The organism is Viridibacillus sp. KH_047, from assembly GCF_057838945.1.
The window spans coordinates 1,363,831-1,377,964 of record NZ_CM174479.1 but is presented as its reverse complement, the minus strand read 5'-3'; the positions used below and the strand labels follow the sequence as shown (position 1 = coordinate 1,377,964).

The following is a 14,134-nucleotide window of genomic DNA, read 5'->3' as shown; positions in this document are numbered from 1 at the left end:
GGATTAACGCCCTCTATAATTGTATATTGTCCGTGATGAGAGGTTATTGTTTAACATCTTACATGTTTGCGTTTGAAACCTATCTTTCCTCTATCTACTTCCTTTTGAATACTTTCAAAAGCGTGTACTAAACTACTTTTTTTATTGTCCCTTTTGACTTCTACTGGACCTACTGCCTTTGCAGTTTCAACCGCCTTTTCATGGAGCGGCAAATACGAGACCCCTACTGTGTATAGGAAATTATTCATAGCCGATTTCGTTCGTTCTGGCGAAACGTGAATTGTATTTTTCACACTTTCCAGCATATAAGCAATCTTGCTTTCAGAAAATTCAACGTCTAAGCGATTCCCTAAAAGCCAACAGTAGCAACTCCAGCCCGCTGACATCCTTAGCTCTTCACCGCTTGCAATCCATTTATCAGCAACGTCTTGTGCAATATCTGCTTCTGCTAAAGTTACTGCTACCACATAATCGGACAGCATATAAAAATATGCCTCATCCATCCAACGGTCAAAATCCGACTCGGTCATTGCTTTTGGATCTGCAATAATACCTGCAAAATACATTGCGTCATAGTTCCCTGTGGCATAGAGTTCTTCAGCTAAAGGTTGATTTATTTTTATTTTCTTGGCGATTGGCTTCATTGCCCCTGTAGCCACGCCAAATAGTGGTTCGTGCGCACCATTGGATATGTACATTTTTTTTGTTCGTTCCTTGCCGAGGGCTTCAAGCTCCTGCATAACAGTTTGTAGATTCACCTTTTAGCACTTCCTTCTTTTTGGAGATTTATCCCCTTAATATTCAAGCAAATACAATTAGCCTATAACAAACCTGACTATTTGTCAGCAAAACCATCGCCTTAAAATGTGAGGAGTGTGTGCGGTAATATTGGTGTGTTGATAGTGGAAAATTAATGAACTAACTTACCTCTTAGTTAAAGAAGTAAAAAGAGCCGTCTGAACAGCTCAAAAATCTTCTACTAAAGCAGCCTTTAGCTTAATAAGAGATTTAGCTTTCTATTTCTTACTCCTTCGGCATCTTGCTCATATCCATATACAACACATTCCAGCGGTGACCATCCAAATCAGCAAAACCGCAGCCGTACATCCAACCCTGGTTCTCTGAGGGCTCACCAAAAATTGTACCTCCAGCCTCTACTGCGCTCTTTGCTATTTCATCTACTTCTTCTTTGCTCTCTGCATCAATGGAAAATAATACTTCAGTAGCTTGTTTTGTATCGACTATTTCATGTTTGGTGAAATTTTCAAAAGTGGAAACAGGAAAAAGCATTACGGTAGCATTATTATCTCCGATGACTAATTGCACTTGATCGCTATTGCCAAGTGGTGTATTAGTCGAAAATCCAAGTTTGCTATAAAACTCTTTTGATTTATTTGTATCTTTAACTGGCAAGTTGATCCAAAATTGTTTTGTCATAGTTATTTCTCCTTTTTTAATTTAATTCTACTCTCGCATATATTCTTCAGTAAGGTAAAAAACACCTTCTTCAACTAACCTACCCCGTTAGCACAATAAGAATATTATTATTTTATTCTTAAATCCCTTTTGAGCTCCCCAAATGGAGTAGCATAGGGGTCTTTAAACTTCTTAATATGATTTGTTAGAATAGACCAATTTTTATCAAGAAATGGATGTATTTCAGTGGTATCAGCAATACCATATAGTTTAATTAAAAAATAAAGGGTTTCCCATATCAAAAAGTCATCATCTAACTTCAATAAGACTTCAACGACAATCGGAATATAGTTAAATGCTTCGTCAGAAGACATTTCCTTTGTAAATGATTCAAAAGAATTACTAAAATACCACTCATCCTTGTCTAATTTTTCTTCCCAATCCACATATATCTCCAATAACCTTTTATCCGATTTAATCACGTCCCAATGTTCAATTTGCTATACATATATTATCAGTTATTCTTCAACTATTTTGCCCGCTAGTCCAACAAATTCAATAAAATAAAGCGCTAATCCTTTACTATTTTCCCTCTCACAGAACTAGGAACATTGTAAACAGTTATTTCACCATCCGCTTATTTTAATTAACACTATTCACTTTAATATTATTATCAATTAAAATAGTCGAAGAAGCTTCTTTAAAATTAGCACCGATTACAGATAAATAGCCCTGATGAGGTGAATAAGCATGCTAAAATTAGTAAGTTATTTACTTTTTGTTAACGCTATTATATTTTTACTACTAGATTTTGATGTTTTGGAAATAAAATTTATTGATAACTCAATTGCGACTAATTGGAAATCAACAATCTGTTTAATTAGTCTTGTTTTTGGAGTCACACTATTTAAAATTGCTCAAATAAAAAAAACATCCAAAGACTATTAGATGTCTATAAGGATACTCATAAAACAGTGTCTTTTATCTTTCCCAAACAATATCCAAAATGTATTAAATATCAAACTCTTATTTTCTTTACATACCAATCCCAATATTTAATTATTTATTATCAGTTAGGCTTGAATCAGATAACGTAGCATGAATCTCAGTAATATGTAATGTATCATTTATTTCCTATAATTGAGAATAATCAATCCGAAGCACAAAAAAGAAAATCAGCCTAAAAAACAAAAATAACTAATTTTCTTTTCTATAAATTCGTTCACCTGTTTCTGCATTATAATATACCCTTATTTTTTCACCCGTAACAGGGTCAAGATTCACTTCATTCGTTACCTCAAAACCTTTAGGAACTTCTTTTCCACTATTGCGTTTATATCGTTTGTCATATATAAAGTATCCAAGTAAGATACAAACGAGGACAATACTAATTTGAAATATCAAATATATACCTATTCCAAAAAATGTCGTCATTATAGCTTTTCCACAACAACTGCCGTTCCGTATGCAACAATTTCACTCATGTTTTTACCCATTTCACCAGAATCATATCGCATCATGATAATAGCATTCGCTCCCATTTGGTTGGCATTTAAAATCATACGGTCTATAGCTTCTTTTCTAGAATCTTCAAGCATTGCAGTATATTGCTTGATTTCTCCTCCTACTAATCCTTTTAAGCCCGCCATAATATCCCCGCCAAGCCCTCTACTTCTTACAATTAGACCAAATACTGAGCCTTTTACTTCTACAACCTTATACCCTTCAATGTGTTCTGTTGTAACTACAAGCACATTCATCATCTCCAATGTTCAATTTATTATGTTAGATTTCGAAATAGTATCACGGAAATTTTTAAAAGTAACAATCATATTATACCAATTTTCTTATTCAATTAACCTGCCGCTTAGTTGATAAAAAATAAGAGCTGTCTAAACAGCTCATTTATCTTCAAGTAAAATGCTCGATTGCTGAAGAATGTTCTAGAATTTTAATATGAAATTACTTCTTGAATCTGGTCATGAATATTTTCCTTACTTAACCCACCGTGGTAGCAAACCACTGATTCAATATCGAAGTCTAAGTATTTCTTCAAAGAGAGTCTGACTTCTTTTATATCCAGGACTGTCGGGGCATGAATCCCTTTAATTATTCCGTTTTCACTGTCTCGCTTGCACAAATAGAAGCCAATAACGCATAAAACGAAAATCAAATATGAATCTTGGAATATTGCTAAGTTAGTATATCCTTAATCAAAAAAAAGCGCTAGCACCTATCAAAAAGGCCTACGCTAAATGTAATATCAATCTTCTATTTCTCTATAATTATTTTATTGAAATGTTTTTATCCCAAGTAACTCTTTAGCAATGATCAATCTTCTAACTTCGGATGTGCCAGCACCAATCTCATAAAGTTTCGCATCCCGTAAATATCGATTGACAGGATAATCAAGCATATAGCCGTATCCACCGTGAATTTGTACAGCCTCCAAAGCTACTTTTGTTGCCGTTTCTGCAGTAAATAAAATCGCGGATGCTGCTTTCATCGTAATCTTTTTGCCCTTTGCAGCTTCCTCAGCAGCATCATAAGTCATTAATCTTGCGGCATGAAGGTTAGTGTACATATCCGCTAATTTAGCCTGGATTAGCTGAAATTGACTTATTTCTTTGCCAAATTGTTTTCGTTCTTGCGAGTATTTTAAAGCCTCTCTAAAAGCGCCTTCACCGATTCCTAATGACAATGCAGAAATGATGACCCTTTCGATGTCTAAACCAGACATAACTACTTTTATTCCCTTATTTTCCTGACCTAATACATTCTCAACAGGGACCTTGCAATTATCGAATATTAACTCACCCGTGTCAGATCCACGATTCCCCATTTTTTCTAAACGATTTGATACAGAAAAGCCTGGAAAATCCTTTTCCACGATAAATGCTGTTATGCCATGTGCTCCTTTTTCCTTATCTGTTTTGGCATAGACAATCATCACATCAGCAATCGGCCCATTGGTAATAAAAGTCTTACTTCCATTTAAAATATAATATTCACCTTCACGTCTTGCCGTTGTACTTAGTCCGATTGCATCTGATCCTGCACCTGGCTCTGTTAAACCAAGGGCACCGATTGTCTTTCCAGCGCAAAGATTTGGTAAATATTTCATTCGCTGTTCTTCGTTGGCGTTATGATAAATGTTATGTGTGCATAAATTCGAGTGTGCAGCATAAGATACTGCAATTGCAGCACTATATTTAGCTATTTCCTCAGTTACAATAGCTTGTTCGACAGGCCCAAGACCTGTACCACCATACTCCTCAGGAACTGTTATCCCAAGAACCCCCAACTCGCCCAGCTTACTCCACATGCCAGCTGGAAATTTATCCGTTCTGTCCATTTCCTCAGCTATTGGCGCTATTTCACTTTTCACAAAACTGCTAACTGTCTTTCTCAACATTTCTATTTCATCAGTAAATCCCATATTTACCACCTTCCTTTTCATCCAAATTCCTCTTCGTCGAAAAACGCAAGATTAGCTCCACTTTATCAGCTTCATTCTTAACTAATTGTTTTGTGATTTTAAAAACTTAAGCAGTACCATTAGCAAGCTGCTCCGCGATACTCATTACTCGCTGTTCCAATATTAGCAACATGCGATTCAGCAAGCCTAAGTTAAGTGCATCATTAGATAAAATTGGTGCTCCATTATACATTAATTCCAATACTCAGATTTACCAACACTGTCGGTAATATATAAGGAGCTCCCTTATCTGCTATTAAACCGATATTTAGAAAATAATGGATTGAATCTTTAAGAAGGAATGTTCTCCGAATAAATTGTTTCATAGTTTCTTCTTAAAATATGCTTTTGAATTTTCCCTGTTGAAGTTGTTGGGAATTCCTCAACAATAATGACTCTCTTAGGCACTTTAAACCCGCTTAATCTCGCTTTGCAGATCTTGATAATTTCTTCTTCGGTGATTACTTCCCCATGCTTGGGAATTATAAATGCTGTAAGTGCTTCACTCCAGTGATTATGTGGTAAACCCACAACAGCGACATTCTGAACACGCGGATCATGAAAAATTGTTTTTTCCACTTCAAGAGAAGCAACATTTACTCCTCCGGTTTTCACAATATCTTTCTTTCGGTCGACGAACCACAACATCCTATCTTGATCAAAATATCCATAATCACCACTATGAAACCACCCATATTTATATGCTTCTTCATTCCCACTATCATCATTTAGATAACATTCCATTATCTGAGGGCTCCTATATACTATTTCACCAATTTCATCTGTAGGTAGCATATTACCTGCCTCATCCATGATTGCAACATCTACATTTACTCCTGCTGTTCCCGCAGCCCCAGCTTTTATCAATTGATGTTCTGGGCGGAACACTGCAGAAACAGGAGCCATTTCGGTTTGCCCAAAAAGAAGGGCAAAGTCACACTGAAGTGTGGCTATCGCTCTCTTTAAATCATGTTCTGGCATTGGGGCCATCGCATAGACCGCTAATCTTAAAGTCGATAAGTTGTATTTCTCTCGATCAGGATGATCCAACAAAGTCCGATACATCATTGGCAATCCAAATATTAGTGTTGCCCGCTCTTTTTCTATCCATTCCATTAACTTTACTGGTTCGAAACTCTTCATTATTACTGTCGTTCCACCAGCGAGGATTGCAGGAGTTGTAAGGGCGTTTATTTGTGCTACATGATATAAGGGCATCATCGCAATCGATACATCTTGATCAGAAAATTTCAAATCAAATGCTGTCCCTAACGTATTCATATACACAGCTAAGTGACTGCTCAGTACTCCTTTTGGCTTAGAGGTTGTACCGCTCGTATATAAGCATTGCATAATGTCCCGGTCATGCACTTCACAAAAAATTTCTGAATTACTTTGATTAGCTAGAAGAAGATTCCATTCAGAATAAGAGCTAGTCTCAACTCTCTCTCTGTCTGTTGTTTTGACTTCAACAATATGCTGAATAGAGCTTTCCGAAAGATCCTGTATTTTTTCAAGGTAATCGCTTTCTACAAAAATTACTTTCGAATCGGAATCTTTCACAATATATTTTATTTCATGCTTAAGCAAGGTTAGATTAATAGGGACAATTACAATCCCAGTCTTTGCACAAGCAAAATAGATTTGTAAGAATTCAATTGAATTACTGACTAAGACAGAGACTCTATCACCTCTTGTTAGACCTAGCGATAATAATCCTCGGGCACCTTGATTTACAAGCTGATTCAGCTCTTGATAACTATACCTTTTCTTCCCCTCAATAACAGCCAGTTTATGAGGATACCTACTTGCATTTCTTCGCAAAATATCACCAACATTAACACGATGAATTAAATTGTACTCAACAGACATTTCTATTCCCCCGAACTTATAATAGTTTTATTTTTATAAATACTCAGTAAATTATAGAGGCTAAGTGTTCTTTATTGCAGTTCCTAATAATATTGATGACATTTAATGAAATTTTTAACTGTAATAGATAAATTTAGACCTCAATTAACTCTACTTTGATATCTTTCTCAATCAAATCCCGATTGACCAAACTAGAGAATAAACCCAACAGTTGTCTTGGCCTTTGCATACGACCAAGTCCTCCACCGCCAAATGCCGGTCCATTTAATGCCAAGGGCGGGAGTAAACGACCTAGTTTTTCAGCTTCAGTTCTATCTTTTGTACGGATAGCCATCCTGAGATATATCTCACTGTAATGATCCGAATCCATCTCTTCAACTAATGGACCGTGTAAAGAATTATAACCTAGATAACTAGCATGAATTTCTTCGGCTGCAATCCCTTGCTGTTTAATCTGTTCACGAATGATTTGTTCTGCCTTCCGAGCTTTTTCCAATGCATGCGGCCAAGAATAACCCATTATTCCTTCCCCGGACCAGCCGTTTTCATAGCCCATTGATATCTTTAGAGTCTCTGGTGCAGGCTTGCCTTTAATGTTGGAAACACGAACCATGTCTGGCCCAATTTCTTCAAGTACAGCAGTTGTGAAGTCAACGATAACATCGGGTGTAATATAGCTAGTTGGATCATGAATTTCATATAGAAACTGTTCTTTCACTGTATCTAAAGTGACTCTACCACCTGTACCTTCTGCTTTTGTCAAAATGAACGAACCATCTTCGGATACTTCTCCAATTGGATAGCCGATGTTGGCCATACCTTCAATTTCCCACCAATTCCCACTATAATTACCTCCTGTGATCTGGCCAGAACATTCAAGAAGATGACCTAATAATACACCTGATGCTATCCGATCCCAATCATCCATCGCCCAACCGAATTCATAAATTAATGGCGCGGCAAATTGTGCCGAATCTGTCGTTCTCCCAGTGATAACAATATCGGCTCCTTGTCTCAGTGCTTCAACGATTGGCTGCGCTCCTAAATAGACTGACGCAAACAATAATCGTTCCCGGTATTGCTCAAACAACTCATCACTATCCATACTTGTATAGGAAGTTCCTTGTTCCTCTAATATTTCTAGTCGATCAAAAATATCATCACCAGTCACAACTCCGATTTTAAGGTCGTGATAGCCTAGTTCATTAGCAATTCTTCGTACCTCTTCCGCAGCGCCTTTCGGGTTAATCCCACCAGCATTGCTAATCAGTTTAATCCCACGAGGGTGACATTCAGGCAATAGCGTCTTCATTACATTTGTAATGTCTCTTGTGTAGCCCAAGGTCGGATCTTTTTTTCGATCTTTCTCTAAAATGGACATCGTTAATTCAGCCAGATGATCAAAACAGATATATTGCACATTTCCTTTACGAGCAACATCTATCGCCGCTAAGATTGAATCTCCGTAAAATCCCATTCCGGCTCCAACTCGAACTTTTTTCACTACCATTCACCCCTATTCTTTTAATCGGATCCATTTATTAACATCAAATCAACTTTTTCTTAACGACCAGTCCAATGAGGTTTTCTATTTTCCAGAAATGCGGTCGCCCCTTCCTTTACATCGTCACTAAGAAAGCTAATAACGCGTAGTGTATTTGCATAGTCTAGCTTTTTATTCCACTCCATATCTCTTGTGTTAACAAAGCAGTCCATACCAATCTTTAGTGCCAGTGGACTTGCTTCAGCGAGTTGTCTAGCAAAACTTTTTGCTTCGATCAATACTTGATCCGGAGGAACTATCTTATTGACTAGACCTAAATCTAGTGCTTTTTCTGCCGAGAAAATTTCTCCCGTAAAACTAATTTCTAATGCCTTTTTTGACCCTACGGCCTCAATAACTAAAGGGAGAATAACTAATGGAAATAGCCCCAACTTAATTTCTGTTGTTCCAAATTTAGCCTCTGAAGAAGCGATAGAATAGTGGCATGCTGATACCATTCCCAGTCCCCCACCTAGTGCATGCCCATTAATTGCCCCAATCAAAGGTTTTCTAAGATTGGACAATGTTTTAAACAATTCAGTCGTTGCTTCTCCATCTTGGTGAACTTCACTTGGCTGTTTTTCTTGATATTTAGTAAACTCCTTCATATCTCCTCCCGCACAAAAGGTCGTTCCTACTGCTGTTAGCAAGATAACATGAACATCCGTATTACTTTCGGCTGATTTCAAATGTTCTATTAACACCCAACACATATCCATTGATAAAGGATTTCTTCGCTCGGGATCATTCAGTGCAATAATCGCTATATTATCTTCCACACGATACGATACTATTGGCTCCATTATATATCCCCATTCTCTCCCTATATTTTAATACCTATATATAAATCCATATTCATAATTAATTACATCGATATTTGGCTTCTTTTCACTCACAACCAGCCAATTTATCACTTGGACATTTCAAATTGCTTAGGTGGTGATTTAACATCGATTTTCCTGATGATATCATCAGGAACTTCTACTTCCATCCGAAACAAGGCCGCACTTAACGACTTTCCTAAATTGTCAATACGAATTGACATGGGAGCTCCTCCTCCCAACGCCTCATGTAGGACAAATTTTAAAGCTAATACATTCGGTACTTCAAATCGTTCTACTTCCCCCTTACAAAGACTGGAAAAATGTTCCTTTACCTTTTCCGCTGTAATTTCTTTCTTAAAAAGTTCATACAGTTCTTCATTTTTTGCGAACAGGGATATATCCGCGTTATTTCCTTTATCGCCAGATCTTGCTTGAGCTACATCACATAACTTTACTTTCATCGTTTTATTCCCCCCCTTTTTTGAAAACAGACTAAATTAGTTTTCGGCAAGATGAAAAGTTACACAACCAACACATTATTCTTCCATCTAATTGTCCTTCTTCGGAGATGATCCTTCTCCCTCGGCTAATGGAACATGGATTCCTTTCGATTTATGCCGAATTTTTAATATGGAACGAACGAAATTCCACGCCCAAGGGAGTTCCCTCCATCTATGACAACAAATTCACCTGTGATATATTCAGCCGCTGGACTTGATAAATACGTAACGAGCCAGCCTAGTTCTTCCAGTTTCCCAGTTCGCTTTAGTGGTATATCTTGAGTGACGTCTTTAATAAAATCAGCCCCCGCAAAACTTGCCATCTCTTCTTCCATTCCTTCAGTTATAAATAATCCAGGACCAATCGAGTTGATTCGAATATTATGTTTTGCCCACTCCAAAGCCAATGTCTTCATCATTCCATAGATACCATTTCTTGCCGCTACAGAGTGGGCGATTCCCGGAGCACCACGGTGGAGAAAATTAACCAGAATATTCGTAATTACCCCTCCCGTACCTTGCTTAATAAACTGCTTGGAAACCGCTTGCGTCACATAGAAGGTTCCGTTTAAGTTACTATTAATAACAGCATTCCATCCATTTGGTGATAATTCTTCCGTCTTTTTTGGAAATTGTCCTCCGGCATTATTCACTAAAATATCAATCTTCCCATATTTTTCAACAGTATAGTCTACCAAATTCTGCACCTGATCCGGTTCTCTTATATCTGTAGAGATTGTAATTGCTTCGATTCCTAAATCATGAAATTCTTTTGCCGTCTCTTTTAATACTTCTTCTCTGCGACCGGTCAATACAAGCTTAGCTCCTGTATTTCCTAGTTCCTTTGCAATTTGCTTGCCAATTCCTGTACCGCCACCAGTTATAATTGCAACTTTGCCCTTTAACAAAGACTCAGAAAATATTTGCATGTTTTCTACGACTCCTTTTATACCGGATGAACTGGACATTTTTTCTCTCCAAACTTTATATCTTTGGACTCGTAATAATCGAATCGATCAATTACTTCATCACGGAGTCGATCAAAAGGAATGATTTCATCAATAATCATTTCCGAACCAAGTGCATAAATATTAATATCCTTGGAATATTCTTCTCTTTTCTCTTCGATATAAGCCGCTCTTTCTTCTTCTGGCAACTCTTGAATTTTGTTGTAATATACTGCATTAATCGCTGCCTCCGGACCCATAACTGCAATCGATGCCGAAGGAAGTGCGATGACAGATTCTGGGTCATAAGCAGGTCCACACATTGCATATAGTCCAGCTCCGTAACATTTTCGAACAATGACTGTCATTTTAGGAACAGTAGCCTCAGATACAGCTGTCAACATCTTCGCACCATGTCGAATAATTCCTTTGCGCTCAACAGCAGAGCCTACCATATAACCCGGGATATCAGCCAAGAAAAGGAGCGGAATATTATAGGCATTACAAAGCGTTACAAAGTGGGCTCCTTTATCGGCCGAATCAATGAATAAGGTACCCCCCTTCACTTTTGACTGATTCGCTACAATTCCAACTACTTTGCCATCCATCCTTGCAAAACCGACGACTAGTTCCTGAGCAAATAGCTGTTGGATTTCAAACCAGCTTTCTTCATCAACAATCCTTTCAATTAGTTGGATAATATCAAACGGTCGATTCATATCTTGCGGGATAATCTCCTTTAAAGAAGGACCCGATTTCGGTAAGCGCTTTTCGGTATCTGCCGGCTTATCTTTATAACTTTGTGGCATATAAGAAAGATACTGTTTCGTCATCTCAATCGCTTCTTTTTCATCTTTAGCCAAAATATCGCCTAAACCACTTGTTGAGCAATGCATCCGCGCCCCGCCCATCTGTTCCATTGTGACTTTCTCGCCAATAACCATTTCTACCATCCGGGTAGACCCTAAGTAAGCGCTAGCATTTTTGTCTACCATGATGACAAGATCCGCGAATGCGGGAATATAAGCGGCTCCTGCAGGGGATGGACCGAAATTAATGCAAATCTGTGGAACCATTCCAGACATCTTAACCATGTTAAAAAAGATCTTTCCAGCATGCCGATAACCCGGGAAAACATGAATTTGATCGGTAATCCTTCCTCCTGCAGAGTCGACCATGTAGAGCATCGGGATTTTTAACTTCATTGCCAGTTCTTGGACCCGTATCATCTTCTCTATAGACTTCTCACCCCACGAGCCGGCTTTGACAGTCGGATCAGCAGCCATAAAAGCAATTTTACGACCGTTAATCTTTGCCAGACCAGTAATAATCGCATCTGCCGCTAAATCTGGATCTTCACATCTAGCAAAAATCCACTCTTCACGAAGTGAATCGGAATCAAATAAAAGCTTCAAGCGCTCACGTACTAACATTTTATTTTGAGTCCGGAGTCGCTCTCGATACTTTTCTGCTCCTCCCTGTTTAATCCGCTCTTTTACAGCAAGCATAGCTACTTCTTTTTCTTCGTTTGTCAACAAACTCATCCCCTTCTTTAGTTCTCCAAAGTAATCAAACTTTCATCTTCTTGAACAAAGTCACCCTCATTCTTACTGATCTCTTTTACAACTCCTGAAAACTCTGCAACAATCGGAATTTCCATCTTCATCGATTCTAGAATAGCCACATCTTGACCTGCCTCTACTTCATCTCCTACTTTGACCAATATCTTCCATACACTTCCACCCATCGGCGCTTTAATACTCATACTAAATTCTCTCCATTTCTGAATATGTTTTATTTTCAATACTTAGATCTGTCCTCCAACGTTGATGCACAACTGGCTTAATTAGGTACTTCACTACGCATGTTTTGAACTAATTGAGTCGAATATTTGCCACTTCGAAAATCTTTAGATTCAAGGACTTCACACAACATCGAATGATTCGATTTAATCCCTTCAATCTTAGTGTTTAATAAGGCGGCCTCCATCTTCTCAATTGCCCTCCCACGATTTTCACCATGCACGATAATTTTTGCAATCATCGGATCGTAGTAAGGGGTTATAATTGATCCCTCTTCAATAGCCGTATCAATACGAACATTTTCCGCTGGCCAAACGAGCTTTGTAATCTTTCCAGGCGATGGAAAGAAACGGATTGGATCTTCTGCATATACTCTGCATTCGATTGCATGCCCCGTGCTTTTGATTTCAGCTTGGGAACATGGCAACTGTTCTCCATTAGCGATCCGAATTTGCCACTCTACTAAATCTAGATTGGTGATAGCCTCCGTAACTGGATGCTCTACTTGTAACCGGGTATTCATCTCCAAAAAATAGAAGTCTCCACTTTCAGCAAAGATAAATTCCATCGTTCCCAAGTTTTGATAACCTATCGCCTTTGCCCCCTGAATGGCTGTGTTCAATAACTTAGTTCTCTGTACTTCTGTCAAATCAGGGGATGGACTCTCTTCAACTACTTTTTGATGTCGTCTCTGGACCGAACATTCTCGCTCAAATAGATGAACGAAATTTCCATGCTGATCAGCTGCAACCTGAACTTCAATATGTCTCGGATTTGACAAATACTTCTCTAAATACACAGTTGCATCACCAAAGTAGTTTTGGGAGCGGGTACGAATTGAATCAAACAACTTTTCCAATTCTGAAGCAGATGAAACCAAACTCATTCCAATCCCCCCGCCACCAGCGCTCGCTTTTAGCATCACGGGATAGCCAATTTCTTCCGCAATCTTTAATGCTTCTTGCAACGATTGAATCTCTTCATGCCAGCCCGGAACAACCGGAACACCCGCTTCTTGCATACGGCGTCTCGCTTCAATTTTATTTCCCATAGCAGCAATCACATCACTAGTTGGACCTATAAAACAAATTCCTTCCTGCTCACAGTGATTAGCAAACTCAACATTTTCCGACAAAAATCCATAACCCGGGTGTATCCCATCGACACCTAGTTCCTTAGCTACAGAAAGTATTACTTCCAAATTCAAATAACTCTCAGCAACGGGAGGAGCCCCTATTAGCATAGATTCATCGGCTTCACGGACATAAGCCATCTCCTCATCCGCTTCCGAATAAACTGCAACGGTTTGGATGCCCATTCTTTTACAAGTACGTATAATACGGCTCGCAATTTCACCACGATTAGCGACGAGAATTTTTTGAAATGTCATTCCTATTCCTCCTAAACGATAATGGGGTTTCAGCTATTCCTAATAAATGTTAATCACGAAACGTTTATCAAGTATTCATCTACCAATCCCACACTATAGTTATAGCAATTTTCATGCCAAAGTTTTTATTTTGTTAAATCACCGTACCTATGCAAGTCTTGGAAGCTTTATTTTATCGGTTCAAATCAAGGTGTTCTTTTTATGTACAGTCGTGTTCAAATTATGGTCACTTGAATATCATCAAGCCTTCTAATTCAATGATGCCCGATTTTAAGTGAATGAAATTCAGAATTACTTTATCAAACACGCCTCGGTGTATTTGCGGCTAGATTTTGAATTGAGTTTTCTCTATTTAAAATCTA

General features: G+C 38.1%; 15 protein-coding genes and 1 pseudogene. All 16 read right to left on the bottom strand.

Features of this window, described 5'->3' with window-relative positions; translation table 11 throughout:
- Window positions 1-50: 50 nt before the first annotated feature.
- The 16 genes and pseudogenes from AC3IS5_RS06960 to AC3IS5_RS06885 all read right to left on the bottom strand — a co-directional run bounded on the left by AC3IS5_RS06960 (window position 51) and on the right by AC3IS5_RS06885 (window position 13,772).
- Window positions 51-758, bottom strand: coding sequence for a DNA alkylation repair protein (locus AC3IS5_RS06960; protein WP_489427140.1), 708 nt, complete (start codon window positions 756-758; stop codon window positions 51-53).
- A gap of 265 nt (window positions 759-1,023) precedes the next feature.
- Entirely contained in the window at window positions 1,024-1,437 is a 414-nt protein-coding gene (locus tag AC3IS5_RS06955) for a VOC family protein (protein WP_489427139.1), read from the bottom strand.
- Window positions 1,438-1,544: 107 nt separating this feature from the next.
- Window positions 1,545-1,862: an ABC transporter gene (locus tag AC3IS5_RS06950; protein ID WP_489427138.1), complete on the bottom strand. Its 318-nt coding sequence runs from the start codon at window positions 1,860-1,862 to the stop codon at window positions 1,545-1,547.
- A 751-nt stretch (window positions 1,863-2,613) separates the two neighbouring features.
- The gene (locus AC3IS5_RS06945; RefSeq protein ID WP_489427137.1) at window positions 2,614-2,850 is read right to left on the bottom strand and encodes a hypothetical protein; all 237 of its coding nucleotides are present in this window, start codon (window positions 2,848-2,850) and stop codon (window positions 2,614-2,616) included.
- Complete coding sequence (locus tag AC3IS5_RS06940) at window positions 2,850-3,170, bottom strand: YbjQ family protein (protein ID WP_489427136.1); 321 nt, start codon at window positions 3,168-3,170, stop codon at window positions 2,850-2,852. Before AC3IS5_RS06940 ends, AC3IS5_RS06945 begins: the two co-directional genes overlap by 1 nt.
- 197 nt (window positions 3,171-3,367) lie before the next feature.
- Window positions 3,368-3,541: pseudogene (locus AC3IS5_RS06935) on the bottom strand (MBL fold metallo-hydrolase); the annotation flags it as partial.
- 165 nt (window positions 3,542-3,706) lie between these two features.
- Window positions 3,707-4,876 (bottom strand): acyl-CoA dehydrogenase family protein, encoded by a 1,170-nt coding sequence (locus AC3IS5_RS06930; protein ID WP_489427135.1) that lies wholly within the window; start codon window positions 4,874-4,876, stop codon window positions 3,707-3,709.
- 85 nt (window positions 4,877-4,961) lie between these two features.
- Window positions 4,962-5,087 (bottom strand): hypothetical protein, encoded by a 126-nt coding sequence (locus AC3IS5_RS06925; RefSeq protein ID WP_489427134.1) that lies wholly within the window; start codon window positions 5,085-5,087, stop codon window positions 4,962-4,964.
- Window positions 5,088-5,185: 98 nt separating this feature from the next.
- Window positions 5,186-6,766 (bottom strand): long-chain-fatty-acid--CoA ligase, encoded by a 1,581-nt coding sequence (locus AC3IS5_RS06920; protein ID WP_489427133.1) that lies wholly within the window; start codon window positions 6,764-6,766, stop codon window positions 5,186-5,188.
- Between the two features lie 133 nt (window positions 6,767-6,899).
- On the bottom strand, window positions 6,900-8,276 hold the full coding sequence (locus tag AC3IS5_RS06915; protein WP_489427132.1) for an acyclic terpene utilization AtuA family protein: 1,377 nt from the start codon (window positions 8,274-8,276) through the stop codon (window positions 6,900-6,902).
- A gap of 53 nt (window positions 8,277-8,329) precedes the next feature.
- Window positions 8,330-9,112: an enoyl-CoA hydratase/isomerase family protein gene (locus AC3IS5_RS06910; protein ID WP_489427131.1), complete on the bottom strand. Its 783-nt coding sequence runs from the start codon at window positions 9,110-9,112 to the stop codon at window positions 8,330-8,332.
- A gap of 107 nt (window positions 9,113-9,219) precedes the next feature.
- Window positions 9,220-9,594: an AtuA-related protein gene (locus tag AC3IS5_RS06905; protein WP_489427130.1), complete on the bottom strand. Its 375-nt coding sequence runs from the start codon at window positions 9,592-9,594 to the stop codon at window positions 9,220-9,222.
- 164 nt (window positions 9,595-9,758) lie between these two features.
- Window positions 9,759-10,562 carry an SDR family oxidoreductase gene (locus AC3IS5_RS06900; RefSeq protein WP_489427129.1) on the bottom strand — a complete coding sequence of 268 codons (804 nt, stop codon included), beginning with the start codon at window positions 10,560-10,562 and terminating at the stop codon, window positions 9,759-9,761.
- Window positions 10,563-10,579: 17 nt separating this feature from the next.
- Window positions 10,580-12,124 carry an acyl-CoA carboxylase subunit beta gene (locus tag AC3IS5_RS06895; RefSeq protein WP_489427128.1) on the bottom strand — a complete coding sequence of 515 codons (1,545 nt, stop codon included), beginning with the start codon at window positions 12,122-12,124 and terminating at the stop codon, window positions 10,580-10,582.
- Between the two features lie 8 nt (window positions 12,125-12,132).
- The gene (locus AC3IS5_RS06890) at window positions 12,133-12,345 is read right to left on the bottom strand and encodes an acetyl-CoA carboxylase biotin carboxyl carrier protein subunit (RefSeq protein ID WP_489427127.1); all 213 of its coding nucleotides are present in this window, start codon (window positions 12,343-12,345) and stop codon (window positions 12,133-12,135) included.
- Window positions 12,346-12,422: 77 nt separating this feature from the next.
- Window positions 12,423-13,772: an acetyl-CoA carboxylase biotin carboxylase subunit gene (locus AC3IS5_RS06885; RefSeq protein ID WP_489427126.1), complete on the bottom strand. Its 1,350-nt coding sequence runs from the start codon at window positions 13,770-13,772 to the stop codon at window positions 12,423-12,425.
- Window positions 13,773-14,134 lie beyond the last annotated feature (362 nt).